This window comes from Streptomyces spectabilis, from assembly GCF_008704795.1.
GTDB classification, from domain to species: domain Bacteria; phylum Actinomycetota; class Actinomycetes; order Streptomycetales; family Streptomycetaceae; genus Streptomyces; species Streptomyces spectabilis.
Genome location: NZ_CP023690.1, coordinates 6,584,109 through 6,605,496 on the forward strand (window position 1 = coordinate 6,584,109; position 21,388 = coordinate 6,605,496).

20 protein-coding genes are annotated in these 21,388 nt (G+C 73.2%); 12 read left to right on the plus strand and 8 right to left on the minus strand.

The genetic code is table 11. From position 1 onward, the window contains the following. Positions 1 to 26 precede the first annotated feature (26 nt). Both CP982_RS29010 and CP982_RS29015 read left to right on the plus strand, forming a co-directional pair. Positions 27 to 1,370: a sensor histidine kinase gene (locus tag CP982_RS29010; protein WP_150513169.1), complete on the plus strand. Its 1,344-nt coding sequence runs from the start codon at positions 27 to 29 to the stop codon at positions 1,368 to 1,370. Then, positions 1,360 to 2,013: a response regulator gene (locus CP982_RS29015; RefSeq protein WP_150513170.1), complete on the plus strand. Its 654-nt coding sequence runs from the start codon at positions 1,360 to 1,362 to the stop codon at positions 2,011 to 2,013. Before CP982_RS29010 ends, CP982_RS29015 begins: the two co-directional genes overlap by 11 nt. A gap of 89 nt (positions 2,014 to 2,102) precedes the next feature. On the opposite strand, the gene CP982_RS29020 is transcribed toward CP982_RS29015, so the two are convergent. The 3 genes from CP982_RS29020 to glgX all read right to left on the minus strand — a co-directional run bounded on the left by CP982_RS29020 (position 2,103) and on the right by glgX (position 6,962). Next, complete coding sequence (locus tag CP982_RS29020; RefSeq protein ID WP_150513171.1) at positions 2,103 to 3,488, minus strand: carbohydrate-binding protein; 1,386 nt, start codon at positions 3,486 to 3,488, stop codon at positions 2,103 to 2,105. Between the two features lie 120 nt (positions 3,489 to 3,608). Further along, on the minus strand, positions 3,609 to 4,604 hold the full coding sequence (locus CP982_RS29025; protein WP_150513172.1) for a LysR family transcriptional regulator: 996 nt from the start codon (positions 4,602 to 4,604) through the stop codon (positions 3,609 to 3,611). A 54-nt stretch (positions 4,605 to 4,658) separates the two neighbouring features. Further along, positions 4,659 to 6,962 carry a glycogen debranching protein GlgX gene (gene glgX / locus CP982_RS29030; RefSeq protein WP_150513173.1) on the minus strand — a complete coding sequence of 768 codons (2,304 nt, stop codon included), beginning with the start codon at positions 6,960 to 6,962 and terminating at the stop codon, positions 4,659 to 4,661. A gap of 208 nt (positions 6,963 to 7,170) precedes the next feature. Between glgX and CP982_RS29035 the strand changes: the two genes are divergently transcribed. The 6 genes from CP982_RS29035 to CP982_RS29060 all read left to right on the plus strand — a co-directional run bounded on the left by CP982_RS29035 (position 7,171) and on the right by CP982_RS29060 (position 13,765). After that, a complete protein-coding gene (locus tag CP982_RS29035; protein WP_229878467.1) occupies positions 7,171 to 8,391 on the plus strand; it encodes a L,D-transpeptidase in 1,221 nt (406 codons plus the stop codon). 177 nt (positions 8,392 to 8,568) lie between these two features. Continuing rightward, a complete protein-coding gene (locus CP982_RS29040; RefSeq protein WP_150513175.1) occupies positions 8,569 to 9,810 on the plus strand; it encodes a L,D-transpeptidase in 1,242 nt (413 codons plus the stop codon). A gap of 91 nt (positions 9,811 to 9,901) precedes the next feature. After that, entirely contained in the window at positions 9,902 to 10,672 is a 771-nt protein-coding gene (locus CP982_RS29045) for an enoyl-CoA hydratase/isomerase family protein (protein ID WP_150513176.1), read from the plus strand. Between the two features lie 264 nt (positions 10,673 to 10,936). Next, positions 10,937 to 11,440 carry an ATP-binding protein gene (locus tag CP982_RS29050; RefSeq protein WP_144321045.1) on the plus strand — a complete coding sequence of 168 codons (504 nt, stop codon included), beginning with the start codon at positions 10,937 to 10,939 and terminating at the stop codon, positions 11,438 to 11,440. Between the two features lie 373 nt (positions 11,441 to 11,813). Then, positions 11,814 to 12,578, plus strand: a complete 765-nt coding sequence (locus tag CP982_RS29055; protein ID WP_150513177.1) for a polysaccharide deacetylase family protein — start codon at positions 11,814 to 11,816, stop codon at positions 12,576 to 12,578. After that, positions 12,578 to 13,765, plus strand: coding sequence for a YncE family protein (locus CP982_RS29060; RefSeq protein WP_150513178.1), 1,188 nt, complete (start codon positions 12,578 to 12,580; stop codon positions 13,763 to 13,765). Before CP982_RS29055 ends, CP982_RS29060 begins: the two co-directional genes overlap by 1 nt. Here the strand turns inward: CP982_RS29060 and CP982_RS43250 are convergent. Continuing rightward, positions 13,744 to 13,977 carry a hypothetical protein gene (locus CP982_RS43250; RefSeq protein ID WP_184925196.1) on the minus strand — a complete coding sequence of 78 codons (234 nt, stop codon included), beginning with the start codon at positions 13,975 to 13,977 and terminating at the stop codon, positions 13,744 to 13,746. The genes CP982_RS29060 and CP982_RS43250 overlap by 22 nt on opposite strands. Before the next feature lie 228 nt (positions 13,978 to 14,205). Then, on the minus strand, positions 14,206 to 14,922 hold the full coding sequence (locus CP982_RS29070; RefSeq protein WP_150513179.1) for a FadR/GntR family transcriptional regulator: 717 nt from the start codon (positions 14,920 to 14,922) through the stop codon (positions 14,206 to 14,208). 104 nt (positions 14,923 to 15,026) lie between these two features. Between CP982_RS29070 and leuA the strand changes: the two genes are divergently transcribed. Continuing rightward, positions 15,027 to 16,772: a 2-isopropylmalate synthase gene (gene leuA, locus CP982_RS29075; RefSeq protein ID WP_184925243.1), complete on the plus strand. Its 1,746-nt coding sequence runs from the start codon at positions 15,027 to 15,029 to the stop codon at positions 16,770 to 16,772. After that, the gene (locus CP982_RS29080; protein ID WP_150513181.1) at positions 16,769 to 17,623 is read left to right on the plus strand and encodes an ABC transporter ATP-binding protein; all 855 of its coding nucleotides are present in this window, start codon (positions 16,769 to 16,771) and stop codon (positions 17,621 to 17,623) included. Before leuA ends, CP982_RS29080 begins: the two co-directional genes overlap by 4 nt. A gap of 62 nt (positions 17,624 to 17,685) precedes the next feature. Here CP982_RS29080 and CP982_RS29085 read toward each other — a convergent pair whose 3' ends face one another. After that, positions 17,686 to 17,901: an EF-hand domain-containing protein gene (locus tag CP982_RS29085; RefSeq protein WP_150513182.1), complete on the minus strand. Its 216-nt coding sequence runs from the start codon at positions 17,899 to 17,901 to the stop codon at positions 17,686 to 17,688. An 81-nt stretch (positions 17,902 to 17,982) separates the two neighbouring features. Here CP982_RS29085 and CP982_RS29090 point away from each other — a divergent pair, with 81 nt between their 5' ends. Then, positions 17,983 to 18,642 carry a GNAT family N-acetyltransferase gene (locus tag CP982_RS29090; RefSeq protein ID WP_150513183.1) on the plus strand — a complete coding sequence of 220 codons (660 nt, stop codon included), beginning with the start codon at positions 17,983 to 17,985 and terminating at the stop codon, positions 18,640 to 18,642. Positions 18,643 to 18,648: 6 nt separating this feature from the next. On the opposite strand, the gene CP982_RS29095 is transcribed toward CP982_RS29090, so the two are convergent. Then, positions 18,649 to 19,590 (minus strand): AraC family transcriptional regulator, encoded by a 942-nt coding sequence (locus CP982_RS29095; protein ID WP_150513184.1) that lies wholly within the window; start codon positions 19,588 to 19,590, stop codon positions 18,649 to 18,651. A gap of 102 nt (positions 19,591 to 19,692) precedes the next feature. Here CP982_RS29095 and CP982_RS29100 point away from each other — a divergent pair, with 102 nt between their 5' ends. Then, complete coding sequence (locus tag CP982_RS29100; protein WP_150513185.1) at positions 19,693 to 20,694, plus strand: zinc-dependent alcohol dehydrogenase family protein; 1,002 nt, start codon at positions 19,693 to 19,695, stop codon at positions 20,692 to 20,694. A gap of 31 nt (positions 20,695 to 20,725) precedes the next feature. Here CP982_RS29100 and CP982_RS29105 read toward each other — a convergent pair whose 3' ends face one another. After that, the gene (locus CP982_RS29105; protein ID WP_150513186.1) at positions 20,726 to 21,277 is read right to left on the minus strand and encodes a glycoside hydrolase family 25 protein; all 552 of its coding nucleotides are present in this window, start codon (positions 21,275 to 21,277) and stop codon (positions 20,726 to 20,728) included. Between the last annotated feature and the right edge of the window lie 111 nt (positions 21,278 to 21,388).

Consider the following 21,388-nt stretch of genomic DNA (forward strand, 5'->3'; position numbering starts at 1 on the left):
CCCCGCCCGTGGCCGACACTGGACGGATGGCGACGACCACGCGCGACCCGGCGCACGACACCCCCGGGAGGGCCGCCCGCGCCGAGGCCGCGCGCCCCGCCCTCGTGGACGAGCGGTGGGAGCTGTTCCACCGGTGGGGGCCGCTGGCCCTGCTCGCCTTCGGCACCCTCCTCGCCGTGCCCACCACCGGCCTCGTCGGCATGGGGCACGGCACCTGGAGCCTGGCCGTGGGCCTGCTCGCGGCCGCCGTCGCCCTCCAGGCCTGGTGGATCGCCGCGGCCCGCTCCCGCCCCGGGCCCTCGGCCGCGGGCACCGCGTACTACTTCCTGCGCTGGGCCCTCGCGTTCACGCTCGCCTGGCTGAACCCGTTCTTCGTGTTCTACGCCGTCACCGGCTACTTCGGCTCGGAGCGGCTCGTGCTGCGCCGCTTCGTGCCCACCGGCCTCCTGGTGACCGCCGTGACGATGGCGGGCGCCCAGGCGGGCGGGTTCCCGCCGCACGGGCGCGTCGCCTGGGTGGTGTTCGGCGCGCTGATCGCCGTGAACGTCGGTCTGCTCGCCTTCTTCGGCCACCTCGCCGCCAAGGAGGAGGAGCGCTCCCGGGTGCAGGCCGTCACCATCGACGAGCTGGAGCGCACCAACGCCGCGCTCCAGCAGGCCCTCGACGAGAACGCCGCCCTTCACGCCCAGTTGCTGCTCCAGGCCCGCGAGGCGGGCGTCGCCGACGAGCGGCGCAGGCTGGCCGCCGAGATCCACGACACCATCGCCCAGGGCCTGACCGGCATCATCGCCCAGCTCCAGGTCGTCACGAACACCCCCGACCCGCGGGCGGCCCGCACCCACCTGGACCGCGCCGCCGACCTCGCCCGGCACAGCCTCGGCGAGGCCCGCCGCTCCGTGCACAACCTCGCCCCGGCCGCCCTGGAGCACGACGCGCTGCCCGAGGCCCTCGACAAGACGGTCCGCGGCTGGGCCGAGCGCACCGGCGTGCGCGCCGACTTCACCCGGACCGGCACCGCCGAGCCGCTGCACGACGAGGTCGAGGCCACGCTCCTGCGGATCGCCGAGGAGGCGCTCGCCAACGCGGCCCGGCACGCCGCCGCGACCCGCGTCGGCGTCACCCTGTCCTACATGGCGGGCGAGATCACGCTCGACGTCCGCGACGACGGCCGCGGCTTCGACCCCCGCGCGCTGCCCGCGCGCGGCCGCGCCGGCGGCTTCGGGCTCGACGGGATGCGGGCCCGCGCCGAGCGCATCGCGGGCGCCCTCACCGTCGAGTCGGAGCCGGGCGGCGGCACCGCCGTCTCGGCCCGCGTCCCCTGGGTGGGCGCGGTCCCGGCCCGCGTACCGTTGGCACACGATGACCGCTGAAACCGCTGGGACCGCCGCCGTGCCGATCACCCTCCTCGTCGTGGACGACCACCCCGTCGTCCGCGACGGTCTGCGCGGCATGTTCACGTCGGCGTCCGGCTTCGAGGTGCTCGGCGAGGCCGCGAACGGCGTCGAGGCCGTGGACCTCGTGGCCCGCCTCGACCCGGACGTGGTCCTGATGGACCTGCGCATGCCGGGCGGCGGCGGGGTCGACGCCATCGCCGAGCTGGCCCGGCGCGGCGCCCGCGCCCGCGTCCTGGTGCTCACCACCTACGACACGGACTCCGACACGCTCCCGGCGATCGAGGCGGGCGCGACCGGCTACCTCCTCAAGGACGCCCCGCGCGACGAGCTGTTCACGGCCGTGCGCGCCGCCGCCGAGGGCCGCACCGTGCTCTCCCCGGCCGTGGCCTCCCGGCTCGTCGCACGCGTACGTGCCCCCGGCAACGAGCCGCTGAGCTCCCGCGAACGGGAAGTCCTCGCACTCGTCGCCAGGGGCACGTCCAACCGTGACATCGCCAAGGAGCTGTTCATCAGCGAAGCCACGGTCAAGACCCATCTCACCCATGTGTACGGCAAGTTGGGCGTCAAGGACCGGGCCGCGGCCGTATCGGAGGCGTACCGCCGCGGCATCCTCGGCTGACCCCCCGTAGCGCGGGTCCAGCCGAGACCGGAATCCGGTCCTCGCGGGACGCGCACCCCCCGGGGCGCGGCCCGCTCAGCCCTGGGTCCTTACCCGCGCTCCCACAACGCGGGGGTGTTCGGGGGCTCCCAGCCCTCCTGTGCCTGGTGCGGCTGGAGGCAGCGGAAGGTCTCGCCGCCGTACGTGACCGTGTCACCGGCCGCGTAGACGGAGCCCGCGGCCCAGCTGCCGCTCGGGTCGCCGGGGCCCGGACCTGGCCCCGGGTCCTCGCCGCCCGTGGTCTTCAGCGTCAGCTGGAACTGCTGAAGGAGCGGATTGATCGGCTGGTGGAACGTCGTGCCGCCGGAGCGGCAGTTGCCCGAGCCGCCCGAGGTGACGCCCTGCGCCTGGCTGCCGGAGATGTACGAGCCGCCGGAGTCGCCGGGCTCGGCGCACACCGTCGTACGGGTCACGCCGCTGATGGTGCCCTCGGGGTAGGTGACGCTGGTGTTGTGCTGCGAGATCGTGCCGCAGTGCCATCCGGTGGTCGACCCGGAGCGGCAGATGGAGGCGCCCACCGGCGACTGCGTCGAGCCCGCGACGCCCACGCGCGTGCCGCCCTGGCCCTTGACGTACGGGGTCGACGTCCACTGCGAGTTCGCGGCCACCCACGCCATGTCGCGGCCCGGGAAGATCGAGCCGCGGAAGGTGCCCTGCGCGACCCGGTTGTAGCCCTGCGTGGCCGTGCCCACGCGGCCGCAGTGGCCCGCCGTGGCGAAGCCCTGGGTCGCGCCCTGGGTGATCGAGAACCCGACCGAGCAGCGGCCGCCCATGTAGTACGCGTCGCCGCCGACGAGGTCGTACAGCGGCTTGGGCCGGTCCTTGGTCTTCGCCACGCGCACGAGGTCGCGGTCCACGCCCGCGGCGGCCACGAGCCGGTGGGCGGCGGAGGCCCGCACGGCGTTCACCACGACCGCGTTGGTCCTGACGTCGACGTACCAGACCGGGGCGTCCCGCGTCGTCGTCTTCTTCGCGGCCCGGTCCAGGGCCGCCTTGGCCGCGTCGAGCCGGTCGACGGTGTGGTCGACGACCCGGGCCTTCGCGCCCTTGGCCGTGATGGCCGGGACGTCCTTCGCGTCGGTCGTCGCGACCGTGAGCGTGCCCGAGGTGGCGCCTTGTACCCAGGCGCCCGCGAAGTCACGGCCGAGAGCGTTCCGCAGCGATCCTGCGACGGCGCCGGCCTCCGCCTCGTTGGCGAGGCGCGACTCGGCCTGGGCGGGGGTGAGGCCGAGGTCGCGCTGCATGGCCTTGAGCACCGCGGGGGAGGTCTCGGCCACGGCGGCGGTGTCGGCGGGGGACGGGGAGTCGGCGTGGGCGGAGCCGGGGATCGAAGCGAAGACGAGGGCGCCGGCGGCCACGAACGCGGCGCCAGCCGCGGCCAGACCGCGGCGCTCGCTACATTTCCTGAGGAACGGGGAGGCATCTCTGGACTGCATGGGGGTCTCCTCGGTGTGTCATCGGGGAGCGGGGGGATCCGTGGAGCGGGGAAGCGGGATCCGCCCTCTCTCCGGTCGCGAACACCGTAGAAGCCTCAACAGCCGCTCAGTAGATGCCAGTTACCCCCCTGTCCCCGCGTTATGGCCCCCGCCACCGGACCGGTCGTCCACGTCCGCCCCCGGCGAGGCCAGCCACGCCGAGTAGCTCTCGCTTCGGGCGGCGGCCTCCGCGTGCGCGGTCCGGGCGTGCGCGAACACCCCGGCCGCGGTGTCGTGCGCGTACGTCTCGGGGTGCCACCCCAGCAGATGCCGCCAGTACAGCGGCGTCCCGGCGAGGGGCCGGGTCACGATCCCGCCCGTCGGCGGAAACGTGGCGCGGCACAGCCCCACCGCCCGCCCCACCTGCACCAGATGCACGCACGACGCGGTGTCGGTCTCGTACACGGACGACGGCGTGAACCCCGCCCGCGCGCACGCCGCGGTGAAGCAGTCCCCGAAGCAGCCGTCGCCCGGCACGTCCGTCCACGCCTCGTCCGCGAGGTCCGCGAGGTCGATCTCCGGCTCCCCGGCGAGCCGGTGCCCGGTGGCGAGCATGACGAACACCGGGTCGCGCGCGACCTCGCGCCACACCAGGCGCTCCCGCTCCGGCGGCGCGGCGGCGCCGCACGTGCCGACGAGCGCGAAGTCGAGCCGCCCGTCGGCGACCTGGGCGGCGATCTCCCGCTCCGACCAGGAGGTGTACGTGGACACGGACTGCTCGGGATGCGCGGCGGCGAGCCGGTCCACCAGGCCGCCGAGCAGCGGTCCGTGCGTCCCGCCGAGCCGGAACCCGCGCCGGTCCTGCCAGCCGCGGGTGAACCGCTCGGCCTCCTCCTGGAGTTCGCTGACGGCGGGCAGCACGATCCGGGCGCGGGCGAGCACGAACTCGCCGAGGGGAGTGGGCCGCACCCCGAACCTGCCGCGCTCGAACAGCTCGCCCCCCAGGGCCCGTTCGATCCGCTTCAGCTGCGCGCTGAGCGCGGGCTGCGCGAGGCCGAGCGCGGTGGCGGCCTTGGTCAGGCTGCCCGCGTCGGCGATCGCCCGGATCGTCTTCAGGTGCCGCAACTCCAGGTCCATGCCGTGAGCTTCGTCGGCCTCCGGGCCTGGGGCAATACTTGGTACGGACCTGAATCAGGCGGCGGGCGCGGGCACCGCCCTGAGCAGCAGCGCAGAGCGGGCCTCGACCGTCACTGACGTCCCCGCGGCGAGCAGCGTCCCCGGCGCGTCCCCCTGCTCCTCGCGCGCGGTGTCCACCACCACCTCGTACGCGTCGGCCCACGGCGGCCCCGGCAGCGTGAAGGCCGCCGCCCGCTCGGCGCCGTGCAGCACGGCGAGGAAGCTGTCGTCCGTGACCTGCGCCCCGCGCGCGTCCCGGCCCGGTATGTCGCGCCCCGACAGATACATGCCGAGCGTCGCGGCGGGCGCGTACCAGTCGGCCTCCGTCATCTCCGTGCCGCGCGCCGTGAACCACGCCAGGTCCCGCAGCCCGTCCGCCGAGTGGGCGCGCCCGGAGAAGAAGGCGCGGCGCCTGAGGACCGGATGCCGGTGGCGCAGCGCGATCAGCCGGCGCGCGAGCGCGAGCAGGCCGCTCCAGGCGGGGTCGTCGCGCAGCCCCCAGTCCACCCAGCTGACCCCGTTGTCCTGGCAGTACGCGTTGTTGTTGCCGCCCTGGGTGCGGCCCATCTCGTCGCCCGCGACCAGCATCGGCACGCCGGTGGACAGGAGCAGCGTGGTCAGCAGGTTGCGCAGCTGGCGCCTGCGCAGGGCGAGGACCCCGGCGTCGTCGGTCTCGCCCTCGGCGCCGCAGTTCCACGCGCGGTTGTCGTCCGCTCCGTCCCGGTTGCCCTCGCCGTTGGCCTCGTTGTGCTTCTGCTCGTAGCTCACCAGGTCCCGGAGCGTGAAGCCGTCGTGGGCGGTCACGAAGTTCACCGAGGCGTACGGCCGCCGCCCGCCCCACGCGTACAGGTCGCTGGACCCGGACAGGCGGTAGCCGAGGTCCCGCACGTCCGGCAGGGCGCCCCGCCAGAAGTCCCGCACCGCGTCGCGGTAGCGGTCGTTCCACTCCGTCCACAGCGGCGGGAACGCCCCCACCTGATAGCCGCCCGAGCCCACGTCCCACGGCTCGGCGATCAGCTTCACCCGCCGCAGGACCGGGTCCTGCGCGATCACCGCGAGGAACGGCGAGAGCATGTCGACGTCGTGGAAGGAGCGCGCGAGCGCCGCCGCGAGGTCGAAGCGGAAGCCGTCCACGCCCATCTCGCTCACCCAGTAGCGCAGCGAGTCCGTGATGAGCCGCAGGACCTGCGGCCGCACCACGTGCAGGGTGTTGCCGCAGCCCGTGTAGTCGGCGTACCGCCGGGCGTCCTCCTGGAGGTGGTAGTACGCGTGGTTGTCGACGCCCTTCAGGGAGAGCGTCGGGCCCATCTCCCCGGCCTCGGCGGTGTGGTTGTAGACGACGTCCAGGATCACCTCGATCCCGGCCTCGTGCAGCGCCCGCACCATCCGCCGGAACTCGCCGACCTGCTGCCCGGTGGTGCCGGACGCCGCGTACGCCGCGTGCGGGGCGAAGTAGCCGATCGAGTTGTACCCCCAGTAGTTGCGCAGGCCACGGCGCAGCAGATGGTCCTCGTGCGCGAACTGGTGCACCGGGAGCAGCTCGACCGCCGTCACCCCCAGGCGTACGAGATGGTCTATGGCCGCCGGGTGGGCGAGCCCCGCGTACGTCCCGCGCAGCGGCTCCGGCACGTCCGGGTGGCGCATGGTGAAGCCGCGCACGTGCAGCTCGTAGAGGACGGAGTCCGCCCACGGGGTCTTGGGGCGGCGGTCGTCGGCCCACTCGTCGTCCGGCGCGTCGTCGTGCACGACGACGCCCTTGGGCACGAACGGCGCCGAGTCCCGGTCGTCGCGCACGGTGTCCGCCACGTGCTGCTGCGGCCAGTCCCGTACGTGGCCGTACACCTCGGGCGGCAGCGATCCGTAGTCCTGGCCGGGGCCCGCGTCGACCGCGCGCGCGTACGGGTCGAGGAGCAGCTTCGCCGGGTTGAAGCGGGCGCCGGTCCACGGGTCCCAGCGGCCGTGCACCCGGTAGCCGTACCGCTGTCCGGGGCGCACCCCGGGCACGAAGCCGTGCCAGATCTCGTGCGTCAGCTCGGTGAGCGGACAGCGCGTCTCCGTGCCGTCCGCGTCGAACAGGCACAGGTCCACGGCCTCGGCGCCGCCCGCCCACAGCGCGAAGTTCGTGCCCGCGACCCCGTCCGGGCCCACCCGGAAGCGGGCGCCGAGCGGCGTCGGCGCCCCCGGCCACACCGGGCGCGTGGGGGCGGGGCGGACCTTGCCGCCGCGCCCGCCGTTGCGCTCGGCCGCCGCGCCGCCGGGCCTGACCCGGTCCACGGCACGCGCCCCTTTGACCGCCCCCTGCTCGGGTGCACTCGACACCTGTCAGCCTCCCGCGGCTCGGCCCCGTCGGCGTGCGGTCGGGGCATGCGGCGTCCCGGCCGCGGCTCCCCGGCCGACGTCCTTCCCCCTGTTCTGCCCAGCGGGCGCGTCGCACTCACGTTTCCCGGTGCGGGGCAGCCTCGTTGGGCCCGACGTGAGACAGGGAACGAGGCGCGCTCGGCGCGCACGGACCGCGCTGAGGCTCGCGGTGGCATCGACTGGACTGGTACTTGCGGCCACGGGCTGCTCCGGCACGGCGCTCGACGGGGCGCTCGGCCGCTCCCGTTCGCCCGCCGACGCGATCCGGGTCACACCCGGCGACGGGAAGAAGGGCGTGCGGCCCGAGGAGCGCCTGAAGGTCGAGGTGCCGGACGGGCGCCTGGAGTCGGTGCGCGTGGTCAGGTCCCAGGACGCCCAGGAGACCGAGGTGAAGGGCCGCATGTCGGCCGACGGCATGAGCTGGCGCCCCCTGAAGGGCGGGGACGGCAAGCTGGGGCTCGCCGCCAAGTACACGGTGGACGCCGTCGCGCTCGACGGCCACGGCCGCCGCTCCGCGCGTCACACCACGTTCACCACGTACGTCCCCGAGGAGCGCTTCATCGGGTACGTCACGCCGGAGCACCGCGCCACGGTCGGCACCGGCATGATCGTCTCCCTTGAGTTCAACCGCGAGATCGCCGACCGCGCGGCCGTGCAGCGCGCCATCCGCGTCACGGCCGAGCCCGCCGTGGAGATCCGCCCGCACTGGTTCGGCACCACCCGCGTCGACTTCCGCCCGGAGCGCTACTGGAAGCCCGGCACCAAGGTCACCGTCGCCCTGAAGCTGCGCGACGTGGAGGCCGCGCCCGGCGTCTACGGCCTCCAGGAGAAGTCCTTCTCCTTCACCGTCGGCCGCAGCCAGGTGAGCCTCGTCGACGCCGCCGCGCACACCATGCAGGTGCGCCGCGACGGCGAGCTGATCTCCACCGTCCCGATCACCGCGGGCGCCCCGAAGACCACGACGTACAACGGCAAGATGGTGGTCACCGAGATGCTGGAAGTGACCCGCATGAACAGCCGCACGGTCGGCTTCGGCGGGGAGTACGACATCCCGGACGTGCCGCACGCCATGCGCCTGACCACCTCGGGGACCTTCCTGCACGGCAACTACTGGGCGCCGAACGCGCCCGGCAACACCAACGTCAGCCACGGCTGCGTGGGCCTGCGCGACGTGAAGGGCGGCAGCTCGAAGACCCCGGCGGGCTGGTTCTTCGACCGCAGCCTCATCGGTGACGTCGTCGAGGTCGTCAACAGCCACGACAAGGAAGTCGCTCCCGACAACGGCCTCGGAGGCTGGAACATGGGTTGGGAGGAGTGGAAGTCCGGGAAGAAGTCAGGGCAGGCGCAAAAGTCCACCAACGGGGACAAGAAGGCGCGTTCAAGCCGCTGATGCCACCACCGGCCCGCACGAAGGTCGTAGTTGGAACTGAACGGTGACATTTGGCGGGGAGTCATCGGTGCGGGCCGTGTGGTTATCTAGCGCAGTGCGCGGGCCGGACGGTCATTCCCGGTCGCGCAGGGGCATTGGAGTGCGGGCCTGTCGGGGCCGTGCGAGGGGAGACACATCGTGAACGGGCGACCGATATCGGGGGCGTCGGCCCATGCGCGAAAGCGCGCGGGGCGGCGGGGCGCCAAGGGACTGACCGCGGTGGTGTCGGGGGCGACACTGCTGCTCGTGGCCGCGTGCGGAGGCGGCTCCGACTCCGGGGACGGGGGCGGCGGCAAGGACGGGGCGGACGCGGGCAAGCCCTCCCAGGCCGTCGTGACCATCGCCCCCAAGGACGGCGCGGACGCCGTGGCGACCGACGGGGCGCTGCGGATATCGGCCGCCAAGGGCAAGCTGACCGAGGTCACGGTCAAGGACCCCAAGGGCAGGACGGTGCCCGGGAAGATCGTCGCAGATGGCGCGAAATGGTCCCCCGAGCGGCACCTCGCCTCCGGCACCAAGTACAAGGTCCACGCGATCGCCAAGGACTCCGACGGCCGCGTCGCCGCCAAGGACACGTCGTTCACGACGCTCGTGCCGAAGAACACCTTCGTCGGCCAGTTCACGCCGGAGGACGGTACGAAGGTCGGCGTCGGCATGCCGTTCTCGGTGCGCTTCACGCGCGGCATCACCGCGCCGGACGCCGTCGAGAAGGCCATCGACATCAAGACCGAGCCGTCGGTGCCGGTCGAGGGCCACTGGTTCGGCAACGACCGCCTGGACTTCCGCCCGGAGAAGTACTGGAAGCCGGGCACCAAGGTCACCGTCACGATGAACCTCGACGGGGTCGAGGGCCGTCCGGGCGTCTACGGCAAGCAGGCCAAGACCCTGCGCTTCGAGATCGGCCGCAGCCAGGTCTCCGTCGTCGACGTCAAGACCAAGCAGATGACCGTCAAGCGCGACGGCAAGGTCATCAAGAAGATCCCCGTCACCACCGGCAAGCCCGGCTACGAGACGTGGAACGGCCAGATGGTCATCAGCGAGCGCCTCAAGGTCACCCGCATGAACGGCGAGACCGTCGGCTACGGCGGCGAGTACGACATCAAGGACGTGCCGCACGCCCAGCGCCTGTCCACCTCCGGCACCTTCATCCACGGCAACTACTGGGGCGGCGGCGCCTTCGGCAACTACAACGCCTCGCACGGCTGCATCGGCCTGCGCGACGTCCGCGGCGGCTACGACAAGAACGTCTCCGCGGCCTGGTTCTTCGACCGCTCGATGATCGGCGACGTGGTGGTCGTCAAGAACTCCAACGACAAGATCATCGCCCCGGACAACGGCTACAACGGCTGGAACATGTCCTGGGAGAAGTGGAAGGCCTGAGCCCCGCCCGCACTCCCCGGAAGGGCCCGGCGCACTGGTGTGACCAAGTGCACCGGGCCCTTCCGCATGAACGAGCGCTAACGTGCCCGTCATGACATCTGTGCATCTCGAAGTCGCCGAGGGCGTCGGTACGATCCGCCTCGACCGGCCCCCGCTGAACGCCCTGGACATCGAGCTCCAGGACCGCCTGAAGGAGCTCGCGGCGGAGGTGACCGACCGCGACGACGTCCGCGCCGTCGTCCTCTACGGCGGCGAGAAGGTGTTCGCGGCGGGCGCGGACATCAAGGAGATGCAGGACATGGACCACCGGGCCATGGTCCTGCGCTCGCGGGCCCTTCAGGACGCCTTCACCGCGATCGCCCGGATCCCCAAGCCCGTCGTCGCCGCCGTCACCGGCTACGCCCTCGGCGGCGGCTGCGAGCTCGCGCTCTGCGCGGACTTCCGCATCGCGGGGGACAACGCCAAGCTCGGCCAGCCGGAGATCCTGCTCGGCCTGATCCCGGGCGCGGGCGGCACCCAGCGCCTGCCGCGCCTGGTCGGCCCCGCCAAGGCGAAGGACCTCATCTTCACCGGCCGCCAGGTCAAGGCCGACGAGGCCCTCGCCATCGGTCTGGTGGACCGGGTGGTGCCCGCCGCCGAGGTGTACACGGAGGCCCACGCGTGGGCGGCGCGGCTCGCGCGCGGCCCCGCCCTCGCCCTGCGCGCCGCGAAGGAGGCGGTCGACCAGGGTCTGGAGGCGGACATCGACACCGGGCTCGCCGTGGAGCGCACCTGGTTCGCGGGTCTGTTCGCGACCGAGGACCGCGAGCGCGGCATGCGCAGCTTCGTGGAGGAGGGGCCAGGTAAGGCTAAGTTCCTCTGATATCTGGCCAGTTGAGGTTCCGTCAGCCAAAGTTTCCCCCGAAGGGGCGGATTATCACAGGCTTAAGAGAGCCTTAAGTCCGCCGCGGTCGAGGCGCTCCGTGATCACCCATGAGCGAGAGGTCACCGCAGGTCAGCCTGGTCGTGCCGGGCCTCTAACTGCCGATGGCATATGACGTGCCTGCCCCCTGGAACGGAAGCTTCCGGGGGGCTCATTCCGCCGGAACGGCCCCAATGGGGTCCGGGGGCGGCCATGATGGGGGACATGGCGGGGCAGGAGGGCTTTGAACAGTCGCGGCGGCGCGCGGGCGCCACCGCCGCGCGCTGGTCGCCGGCGGTGGAGGACGAACACGCCCTGAAGGCCCTGGAGTTGTTCGGCAACCCCACCGATGCCGAGGTCCAGCTGCCGTCCCGCCCCGAGTCCGCCGCCATCGCCCGCCGCCTCGCCCAGGTCGTCGTCCTGCGCCACTGGGGCCTGTCGCCCAAGCTCACCGAGGACGTCGTGCTCCTCGTCTCGGAGCTGGTCGGCAACGCCGTGCGGCACACCGGCGCCCGCGTCTTCGGCCTGCGCACGCACCGGCGGCGCGGCTGGATCCGGGTCGAGGTCCGCGACCCCTCGCGCGGCCTGCCCTGTCTGATGCCGGTCCACGAGCTCGACATCAGCGGCCGGGGCCTGTTCCTCGTCGACAAGCTCGCCGACCGCTGGGGCGTGGACCTGCTGCCGCGCGGCAAGACGACGTGGTTCGAGATGCGGGTCACCGACCGCTAGCGCTCATCGAGGGGGGCGCGGACACGCGAAAGCCCCCGGGGCCGTGGGTGGCGGCGCTGTCGGGGGCCTTCGAGCGACGGCGCGCACCGGTGTGGGTGTGGTCCGCGACCGCGAAGAACGACGTGCTCGGGTCAATGAGTGTCGCTGTCGTCGACTATGGCAGACGGGGGCCTCCGATCCAAAAGTCCCCATCCGGACATTCGCGGTCATATCGTGACAGTTTAAAGGTGAATCCTTGGTGAGATAGAGCACGCACCTTGTAAACGATGGCTAAACAGCGCCTGTGAGGGGCTATCGCGAGCCTAAGCGGAACCTCTTGGTCTGGACCGCGCCTCATGTCAATCAGCGGCTTTCGGACGCCGCCGCCCTATAAATGGGTCGCGTGACTTCGACCGACCGGCGCGGCGCGCTGCGCATCGGCACCGGGCTCGCCCTCACCCCCCTCGCGGGCTGCGCCACGGCGGGAAGCGGCCGTGAGCCGCGCCCCGCGAGACAGCCGCGCCGGGCGCCCGCGCCGGGGCCCCGGGCCTTCCCCGGCCTGCCCGCGCAGATCGCGCACAGCCCGCGCGGGCGGCACGAGGTCGCGCTCACCTTCCACGGCCAGGGCGACCCGGCCACCGCCCGCGCACTGCTCGGCGAGGCCGAGCGGGCCGGCGCCCGCGTCACCGTCCTCGCCGTCGGCACCTGGCTCGACGAGCACCCCGCCCTGGCCCGGCGCGTCCTCGACGGCGGCCACGACCTGGGCAACCACACCCTGCGCCACCGCAGCATCAACAGCCTCCCCGAAGCCGAGGCCTATGCCGAGATCACCGGCTGCGCGGACCGCCTGCGCCGCCTCACCGGCGGCATCGGCAGCTGGTTCCGCCCCTCGCGGGCCGAGCGCGCCACCCCGCTCGTCGCCCGCCTGGCCCGGCGCGCGGGCTATCCGCACGTCCTCTCCTACGACGTCGACTCCCTCGACTTCACCTCGCCCGGCGCCCCGGCCGTCACCCGCAAGATCGCCGCCGAGGTCCGTCCGGGCTCCGTGGTGAGCCTGCACTTCGGATACGCGGACACGGTCGCCGCGCTCCCCGCCGTCCTGGACGAACTCGACCGCCGCGGCCTGCGCGCCGTCACGACCACGGAGCTGCTCACCTGATGCGAAACCTGACCCTGGCCACGCGCGCCGCCGCCCTGCTCGCGGGCGCGGCCGTCCTCACCGCCCTCGCGGGCTGCGGCACCGAGCGCGGGGGCCGCGAGAACAAGGCCCTCGCGACCAAGGCCCCCGTCAAGCCCGCCGAGCCGAAGAAGATCTACGGCCTGCCCGGGATGCCGCCCGTCCTCGACCCCAAGGACGTCTACGCCGCCGACCGCCCGAACAAGCTCTCCCCGGTGGTCAAGGACTTCCCCTCCCGGGTCTACGTCCCCAACACCAACTCCAACACCGTCTCGGTCATCGACCCGGCGACGTACAAGGTCATCGACACCATCCCCGTCGGTGTCCAGCCCCAGCACGTGGTCCCCTCCTGGGACTTGAAGACCCTCTGGGTCAACAACAACCGCGGCCACACCCTCACGCCCATCAACCCGCGCAACGGCAAGGCGGGCAAGCCGGTCGAGGTCCACGATCCGTACAACCTCTACTTCACGCCCAACGGCAAGTACGCCGTCGTCATGGCCTCACTGGACCGCGAGCTGGTCTTCCGCGACCCGCACACCATGAAGCGCGTCAAGACCGAGCCGGTCAGCTGCTACGGCGTCAACCACGCCGACTTCTCCCTCGACGGGCGCTACTTCATCGTCTCCTGCGAGTTCAGCGGCGAACTGCTGAAGGTCGACACCGAGAAGATGAAGGTGGTGGGCCAGCAGAAGCTGCCCTTCGACGGCGCCATGCCGCAGGACGTGAAGATGTCCCCCGACGGCAAGAAGTTCTACGTCGCCGACATGATGGCCGACGGCATGTGGGTCCTCGACGGCGACACCTTCGGCAAGCCGAAGCTCCTGCCCACCGGCAAGGGCTGCCACGGCCTGTACGTCAGCCGCGACTCCCGCGAGATGTACGTGTCCAACCGGGGCGAGGGCACGGTCTCCGTCTTCGACTTCCGCCAGGACAAGCTCACCAAGAAGTGGCGCCTGCCGGATGGCGGGAGCCCTGACATGGGCGGGGTCTCGGCCGACGGCAACACGCTGTGGCTCTCCGGCCGGTACGACTCGGAGGTCTACGCGATCGACACCCGGACCGGTGTCCAGGTGGCCCGCATCCCCGTGGGCGGCGGCCCGCACGGCCTGGCCGTGTACCCGCAGCCAGGCCGCTACTCACTGGGTCACACCGGCATCTTCCGCTGAGCCGCGGACGCCGCGTACGCGGTGAACGCCGTCCACGCCGTGGGGGAGAGGGTGATTCGCGGGCCGCTGCGGATCGAGGTGACGGACACGTGCGGGGAGCGGATGCCGTCGGCCCGGCCGGTGTCGCCGGAGGCGGAGTCGGGGCGGGGCCTGCTCCTGGTGGAGGCGCTCGCGGTGCGGTGGGGAGTGACGCTCGGCCCGAGGCCGCGCAAGACGGTGTGGGCGGAACTGGACGGAGGCTCTGCGCCTGGAACAGGGTGAATCGGCCTTCGGCCTCGTCCTCAAACGCCGGACGGGCTGGATGGTTGCCGGTGCGGACCGGATCGCGCATCCCGTCTGCGGCCCGCAGGGGGCCTCCGGCCCGCACCGGAGACTTTCAGCCCGTCCGGCGTTTGAGGACGAGGCGCGGAGCGCCGACAGACGGGGGCGTCCCGGAGGGGTCAGCCCCGGTCGACCAGCCGTCCCAGGGTCACTTCGAGCTCCGCCCGTGCCACCCGCTCCGCCGCGTCGCCGTCCCCGGACTCGACGGCCCGTACCAGGGCCTCATGTGCCTCGTCCCCGTGGTCGGACTCCTCGCGGCGGACGTCGATGAGGTCGAGGAGGTCGATGAGCCCCTGCCGCAGGGCGGGGACGAACTGGGCGAACAGGTCCGTGAGGACGGGGTTGTGCGCGGCCGCCACCACGGTCGCGTGCAGCGCGATGTCCGCGTCGACGAACGCGGCGTCGCCGCCGCCCGCCGCGCGCCGCCGCGCCGCGAGCGCGCCGCGCATCGCCGCGATGTCCTCGGGGGTGCGGCGGACGGCCGCGAGCCGCGCCGCCTGCACCTCGACGAGCGCCCGTACTTCGTACACGTCACCGATCGCGGCGGCCCGCAGCCGCGCCGGCCAGTCCTCGACGGGCTCGGTGGCGGTGACGAACACCCCGGCGCCCTGCCGCGCCTGCACGAGCCCGGCCCCGGCGAGCGCGCGCAGCGCCTCGCGGACCGTGGAGCGGCCGACGCCCAGCTCCTTGGCGAGGGTCGTCTCGCCGGGAAGCTTCGCGCCGACCGGCCACCCGCCCCCGGTGATCTGGTCGCGCAGCCGCTCCGTGGCCTGTTCGACGAGGGGGCTGGGGCGCAGGGCGCCGAGCTGCGGCGCGGAGGGCTTGGCTGGGGTCACCCGAGGAGTGTACTTGTCTGAGGAGTACTTGTCTGAGGACCTGAGGTCTGCCTAGGCTGAGGCGCGTGCTCTCGTATCCCTGGAATCCCCAGCGCCCCAGCCCCATGCCCACGCACCGCTACGTTCCGTACGGCGAGCGGGTGGACGTCCCGCTCCGGGCCAGGAGCTGGCCCTCGGCCCGGCTCACCGCCGCCCCGCTCTGGGTCCCCGTCGACCTGCGCGACGGCAACCAGGCCCTGGCCGAGCCGATGGACACCGCGCGCAAGCGCCGTCTCTTCGACCTGCTCGTGTCCATGGGGTTCAAGGAGATCGAGGTCGGCTATCCGTCGGCGAGCCGGGCGGACTTCGACTTCGTCCGGCACCTGGTGGACCTGGTGCGCTCCGGAGCCGTACCGGACGACGTCACGCCCGTCGTCTTCACCCCGGCCCGGCCCGACCTCATCGACCGCACCTTCGAGGCCGTCGACGGGCTGCCGCGCGCCGTGGTCCACCTGTACATCGCCACCTCGCCGGTGTGGCGCGAGGTCGTGCTCGGCAAGGACCGTCCGGCGGTGGCCGCCGTCGCGCGCGCGGCCGCGGCGCACCTGGCCCGCCTCGCGGACGCCCGTCCGGACGCCGACATCCGCTTCCAGTTCGCGCCGGAGACCTTCAACCTCACCGAGCCCGACTACGTCCTGGAGCTGTGTGACTCCCTCACCGAGCTGTGGGACGCGAGCCCGGACCGGCCCGTCACGCACAACCTCCCGGCGACCGTCGAGATAGCCACGCCGAACGTGTACGCCGACCAGATCGAGTACATGCACCGGCACCTGGCCCGGCGCGACTCCGTCATCCTGTCCGTGCACCCGCACAACGACCGCGGCACCGGCGTCGCCTGCGCCGAACTCGCGCTGCTCGCCGGGGCCCAGCGCGTCGAGGGCTGTCTGTTCGGCAACGGCGAGCGCACCGGGAACGTCGACCTGGTGACGCTCGCGCTCAACCTGTACGCGCAGGGCGTCGACCCCATGGTCGACCTGTCCGACATCGACGCGGTCCGCGAGGTCGTCGAGCACTGCAACCGCCTTCCCGTGCACCCGCGCCACCCGTACGCGGGCGACCTCGTGCACACCGCGTTCTCCGGCACCCACCAGGACGCCATCGCCAAGGGCCTGGCCCACCACGCCAAGCGGGCGGCGGACCTGGGCGTGGAGCCCGGCCTCGCGCCGTGGAGCGTGCCGTACCTGCCGATCGACCCGGCCGACGTCGGACGCTCGTACGAGGCGGTGATCCGGGTCAACTCCCAGTCGGGCAAGGGCGGTACCGCGTATCTGCTGCGGACCCGCCACGGGCTCGACCTGCCCGCGGCGATGCGCCCCGACGTGGCCCGCGTGGTGCAGGAGACGACCGACGGCAGCGGCCGCGAGGCCCGCCCCGAGGAGCTGTACGAGCTGTTCCGGACCACGTACCTGACGCCGGGCAGGCCGGGTTCCGGCGGGGCGGTGTCGGTCCTGGCCTGGGGCGCGGACACCACCCCCGACGGCCTGCACCGCTGCGTCTGCACCCTCGACGTGAACGGCCGCCCCGGTGACTTCGAGGGCGTCGGCAACGGCCCGCTGTCCGCCTTCGTGGCCGCGCTCGGCGCCGCGGGCATCGCCGTCGACGTCCTCGACTACAGCGAGCACGCCCTGGCCTCCGGCGGCACCAGCGAGGCGGCGGCCTACGCGCGCTGCCGCGTCGGCGGGGGCGGTGACGTCTGGGGCGCGGGCGTGGACACCTCGCTCCTCACCGCGTCCGTGCAGGCGGTGGTGTCGGCGGTGAACCGCGGCCTCGCACAGCGGACGTCGCGGGACGCCGCGGTGACGACGGCATGACGGCGGCCGGGCCCGCCACGCTCACCGCCCCGGGCGCTTCCCCGACGGCGGCCGGGGGCGCTCCCGTCCTGCGCGCCGACTCCGTCGCCGTGGTCCGCGAAGGGCGCCGCATCCTCGACGGCGTCTCGCTCACGGTCGGGGCCGGGGAGCACTGGGCCCTGCTCGGCGCCAACGGCGCGGGCAAGTCCACGCTCCTGGGTCTGCTCGGCGCCCTGACGCACCCCACGCACGGCACGGTGGACGTGCTCGGCAGCCGCCTCGGCACCGTCGACCTGCGCGAACTGCGCGCCCACCTCGGGCACGTCGACCCCCGGCACCCGCTGCGCTCGCCGCTGCCCGTGCGCGAGGTCGTGCTCACAGGGCTCACCAACAGCGTGGCCCGCATGCCGCACCGGCATCCGTCGCCGGCCCAGCGCGCGCGGGCCGAGGCGCTGATCGGGGCCATGGGCCTGGCCGCCCGCGCCGACGCGCGCTGGCCCACGCTGTCGCAGGGCGAGCGCGGCCGGGCGCTGATCGCCCGCGCCCTCATGCCCGGCCCCCGGCTCCTGCTCCTCGACGAGCCCGCCACCGGGCTCGATCTGCCGGGCCGCGAGCGGCTCCTCGACAGCCTCGAGGCGCTGCGGACCGCCCACCCCCGCCTGGCCACGGTCCTCGTCACCCACCACCTGGAGGAACTGCCCGTCGGCACCACCCACGCGGTGCTGCTGCGGGAGGGCCGGGTGCTCGCCTCGGGGGCCGTGCGGGACGTGGTGACGACGGAGCTGATCAGCGCGTGCTTCGACCACCCGGTGCGGGTGGAGCGGCGCGAGGGCCGCTGGAGCGTGCGGGGCCTTCGGGGCGCCGGGGCGTGAAACGTCGGACGGGCCAGGAGGCCCTGGCCCGTCCGGTGGTTCGGGGTCCGCTCAGGCCTTGCTCAGGCCTTGTTCAGCGTGGCCCAGAACTCGTCGAAGGAGAGCAGCTTGTCGCCGTTCTGGTCCTTGGACTTGATGATGGCCTCGGCCACCGACTCGGTGACGTTGAAGTCCCCCATTTGTGCCATGGCGGTCTTGTACTCCGCCGCCGTGATGTAGCCGTCGCCGTCCGCGTCGAACCGGTCGAACTGCTTGCGTGCTTCCTCGATGTCCGCCACCGGGTCCGCCCCTTCTTCGTGTCGTACTGACGGGGGTTAGGGTAACGGCCGTTCCGGGTGCCAATTGCAGGGAGTACGGCCATGGCCAGCGCATCGGCGTCGCTCGACGCCATCCTCACCGCCGCCGCCCGCGGTGAGTTCCCCGCTGCCGACGGCACCACCACCGTCGTGCCGCAGCCGTCGCCGCGCGATGCCGGGGTGATGTCGTTCACGGCGCACACCGTCGTCTTCACCGACGAGGACCCGGACTGGGTACGGGCCGCCGTGGCGGGGGCGGGCTGCGACCCGCTCGCCGCGACGATGAACCCGCGCTTCCTCACCGCCTTCGCGGACCGGACGGGGCGGGCCGTCGACACCATCGACCTCGTCACCGCGGCGTCCGCCGTGGACGGGCCGCCGGACCCCGCCCTCGGCCTGCGCGCCCTTGACGACCCCGACCACCCCCGCGTGGCACGGGCCCTCAAGCGCCGCGACGACGTGCGGGTGTGGGCGTCGGAGGCGGGCGGCGTCGTCACCATCGGGCGCGGGGTCGCGGGGCGCTGGGAGGTGTCCGTCGAGGTCGACGAGTCGGCCCGGCACCGGGGCCTCGGGCGGGCGCTCGCCTCGGCGGCGCGGTGCCTCGTGCCCGGGGGCGGGGTGGTGTGGGCCCAGCAGGCCCCGGGCAACGCCCGCAGCGTACGCGCCTTCCAGGCGGCGGGGTTCCGCCCGGTGGGCGCGGAGGCCTTGTTCTTCGCTCGGTAGGCGGCGCTACCCGGTCCCGCCCAGTCTCCGGTAGCGGCCCGGGGCCACGCCGAATTCCCGTTTGAAGGCCTTGGCGAAGGCGAACTCCGAGGTGTAGCCCGCCTGTTGGGAGACCACGCGCAGGGGGGCGTCGCCCGTGCGGAGGGCCCGCCCCGCGACCGTCATCCGCCACCACGTCAGATAGGCCAGCGGCGGCACCCCCACCGAACCCGCGAACCGCCGCGCGAACGCCGCACGGGAGAGCCCCGCGAGCGCCCCGAGCTCCTCGACCGTCCAGGCCCGCGTCGGCTCCGCGTGCATCGCGCGGAGCGCCGTCGCGACCCCGGTGTCGGCGAGCGCCGCGGCCCACCCGGTCGGATGCCCCGTGCCGTACCGCTCGCCCAGCCACCACGCGCGCAGCAGATACAGGAGCATCGTGTCCAGGAGCGCCGGGACGATGGTGTCCGAGCCGGGCTGCGGGTCCTCCAGTTCGGCACCGAGCAGTTCCACGGTGGTGCGCAGGGAGTGGTGGGTGCCCACGCGCGCGGGCAGGTGCACGACGGCGGGCAGCTCGGAGAGCAGCGGATGCGCCCGGGCCCGGTCCAACTGGTAGGCCCCGCACAGGATCACCGCGGATGGCGCGGCCCCCGACTCCGCGCGCGGCACCTGCGGCGGCGGCGCGGGCCAGCTCCCGTCCGGGTTCAGCTCGAACCGCTCCAGGGGCGCGCCGGGCTCGCTGGCGAGCGCGTGGCCGCAGCCGTGCGCGAGGAAGACGATGTCGCCGGGCGCGAGCGCGACCGGTTCCGCGTCCCCGCCGGGAAGGAGCCAGGCCGAACCCCGCAGGAGTACGTGGAACCCGGCCCCGCCGTGCGTCCCGAAGTGGACGCCCCACGTCCCGTACTTGTCCCGGATCGCCGAGTGCGGCCGCCCGAGCCGCATGGCGGCCACCGCGTCACTGAGTACGTCCATGCCGGAAAGGTAGCGCACGGCTCGGTGGTTGAGACGCGCGGACATAAAGCAGAGATCTGCGGGCATAGCTCGTATCGGCCTGCCCCGCATAGCGTTTCGGGCATGACGACATCGACTACCGCCCGCACCGTGCTCTTCGACGAGACCGGCGGCCCCGAGGTCCTGCGCGTACACGATCTGAGGCTGCCCGCTCCGGGGCCGGGCGAGGTCCAGCTGAAGGTCGAGGCGCTCGGCCTCAACAGGGCCGAGGCCCTGCTGCGCTCCGGCGCGTACTACTACCCGCCGACCCTGCCCGGCTCACGCAACGGATACGAGGCCGCGGGCGTCGTGGAGGCCGTCGGTGGCGGCGTCACGGACCTCGCGCCCGGCGACCCCGTCCTGGTGGCCGCCGACTTCCATCTGAGCACCCACGGCGTGTACGCGGACCGCGTCGTGCTGCCCGAGACCGTGGTCGTGCGCCGCCCCGCGGCGGTGCACCCGGTCACGGCGGCCGCCGCGTGGCTCACGTACTCCACCGCGTACGGCGCCCTCCAGGTGGTCGCGGGGATGCGGCCCGGCGACCACGTCCTGATCACCGGCGCGTCCAGCGGCGTGGGCACTGCCGCGATCCAGGTGGTGCGCCGCGCGGGCGCCGTCCCGATCGCCACCACCCGCACCGAGGTCAAGCGGCAGCGGCTCCTCGACCTCGGCGCCGCCCATGTCGTCGTGACGGACGGCGAGAAGGACGTGGCGAAGGAGAGCAGGCGCCTGACCTCGGGACGCGGCGTCGAGATCGTCCTGGACGCGATCGGCGGCCCCGGCTTCCAGGAGCTCGGCGGTGCCGTCGCACCGGGCGGCACCCTGGTCAGCTACGGCTGGCTCGACCTGCGCCCCACGGTCCTCCCCATGAACTGGCCCCTCACCGTGCACGGCTACGCCAACCTGGCGGCCTTCCCCACACCGGAAGACCGTCGTCGCGCCGCGGGCTACCTCTTCTCCGGCCTCGCGGACGGCTCGCTCCGGCCCGAGATCGCCGAGGTCTTCGACGGCCTGGACCGCATGCCGGAGGCCCACCGTCTGATGGAGTCGAACACCCACACCGGCAAGATCGTGGTGCGGCCGTAGCGTCGGGGCGGCTGACGGGCCCGCGGCCGGGCTAGGGCGTGGCCCAGTCCCGCATCGCGTCCTTGCTGGCGAAGTCCGCCACGTTCTTGTCCAGGGGCGTGGACGTGTACTGGTGGATGCGCCAGTCGGCACGGATGCGGGGCTTGCCCGCCGTCACGTAGTCGGCGATCCAGAGGCCGTCGCCCGCGTACGACGTCGTGTCCCGGTTCAGCCAGAAGTCGCGGTTCGTGTACAGAACGGTCCGCAGGTTCGGGCGCAGGCGCTTGACCTCCTTGATGAAGCGGTCCTTCTCCGCGTTCGTCGCCGCCGTGTGGTCGCCCGTCCACTCCCAGTCCACGGCCAGGAAGTCACCCGCCTTCTCGGGGGCCTTGGCGACGAAGTACTCCGCCTGGGCCGTGATGTTGCCGGGCCACAGGAAGTGGTAGAAGCCCATGACGCACCCGGCCTCGCGGGCCCGTTTCGTCTGGGCCGACAGACGTGGGTTGATGTAGGTGCGGCCCTCGGTGGCCTTGACGATGACGAAGGAGACGCCTTCGGTCGAGAAGGACGACTGGTGGGAGCTGACGTCGATGCCGCGCAGCATGGGTGACCTCCGGAGGTGGGGGGGGGAGGGAGCGGATCACGGCCGGGCAGCGTGGGATGTGGGGGGTTCGCGCCGGCGGTCGGTGAAACGTGAACGGTTGACTGTGGATTG

Coding starts and splice junctions, on each gene's coding strand:
- CP982_RS29020 (WP_150513171.1), bottom strand. CDS start 3,488: ATGCAGTCCAGAGATGCCTCCCCGTTCCTCAGGAAATGTAGCGAGCGC.
- CP982_RS29025 (WP_150513172.1), bottom strand. CDS start 4,604: ATGGACCTGGAGTTGCGGCACCTGAAGACGATCCGGGCGATCGCCGAC.
- CP982_RS29095 (WP_150513184.1), bottom strand. CDS start 19,590: ATGGACGTACTCAGTGACGCGGTGGCCGCCATGCGGCTCGGGCGGCCG.
- CP982_RS29100 (WP_150513185.1), top strand. CDS start 19,693: ATGACGACATCGACTACCGCCCGCACCGTGCTCTTCGACGAGACCGGC.
- CP982_RS29045 (WP_150513176.1), top strand. CDS start 9,902: ATGACATCTGTGCATCTCGAAGTCGCCGAGGGCGTCGGTACGATCCGC.
- CP982_RS29010 (WP_150513169.1), top strand. CDS start 27: ATGGCGACGACCACGCGCGACCCGGCGCACGACACCCCCGGGAGGGCC.
- CP982_RS29080 (WP_150513181.1), top strand. CDS start 16,769: ATGACGGCGGCCGGGCCCGCCACGCTCACCGCCCCGGGCGCTTCCCCG.
- CP982_RS29050 (WP_144321045.1), top strand. CDS start 10,937: ATGGCGGGGCAGGAGGGCTTTGAACAGTCGCGGCGGCGCGCGGGCGCC.
- CP982_RS29105 (WP_150513186.1), bottom strand. CDS start 21,277: ATGCTGCGCGGCATCGACGTCAGCTCCCACCAGTCGTCCTTCTCGACC.
- leuA (WP_184925243.1), top strand. CDS start 15,027: ATGCCCACGCACCGCTACGTTCCGTACGGCGAGCGGGTGGACGTCCCG.
- CP982_RS29055 (WP_150513177.1), top strand. CDS start 11,814: ATGGGTCGCGTGACTTCGACCGACCGGCGCGGCGCGCTGCGCATCGGC.
- CP982_RS29060 (WP_150513178.1), top strand. CDS start 12,578: ATGCGAAACCTGACCCTGGCCACGCGCGCCGCCGCCCTGCTCGCGGGC.
- CP982_RS29090 (WP_150513183.1), top strand. CDS start 17,983: ATGGCCAGCGCATCGGCGTCGCTCGACGCCATCCTCACCGCCGCCGCC.
- CP982_RS29015 (WP_150513170.1), top strand. CDS start 1,360: ATGACCGCTGAAACCGCTGGGACCGCCGCCGTGCCGATCACCCTCCTC.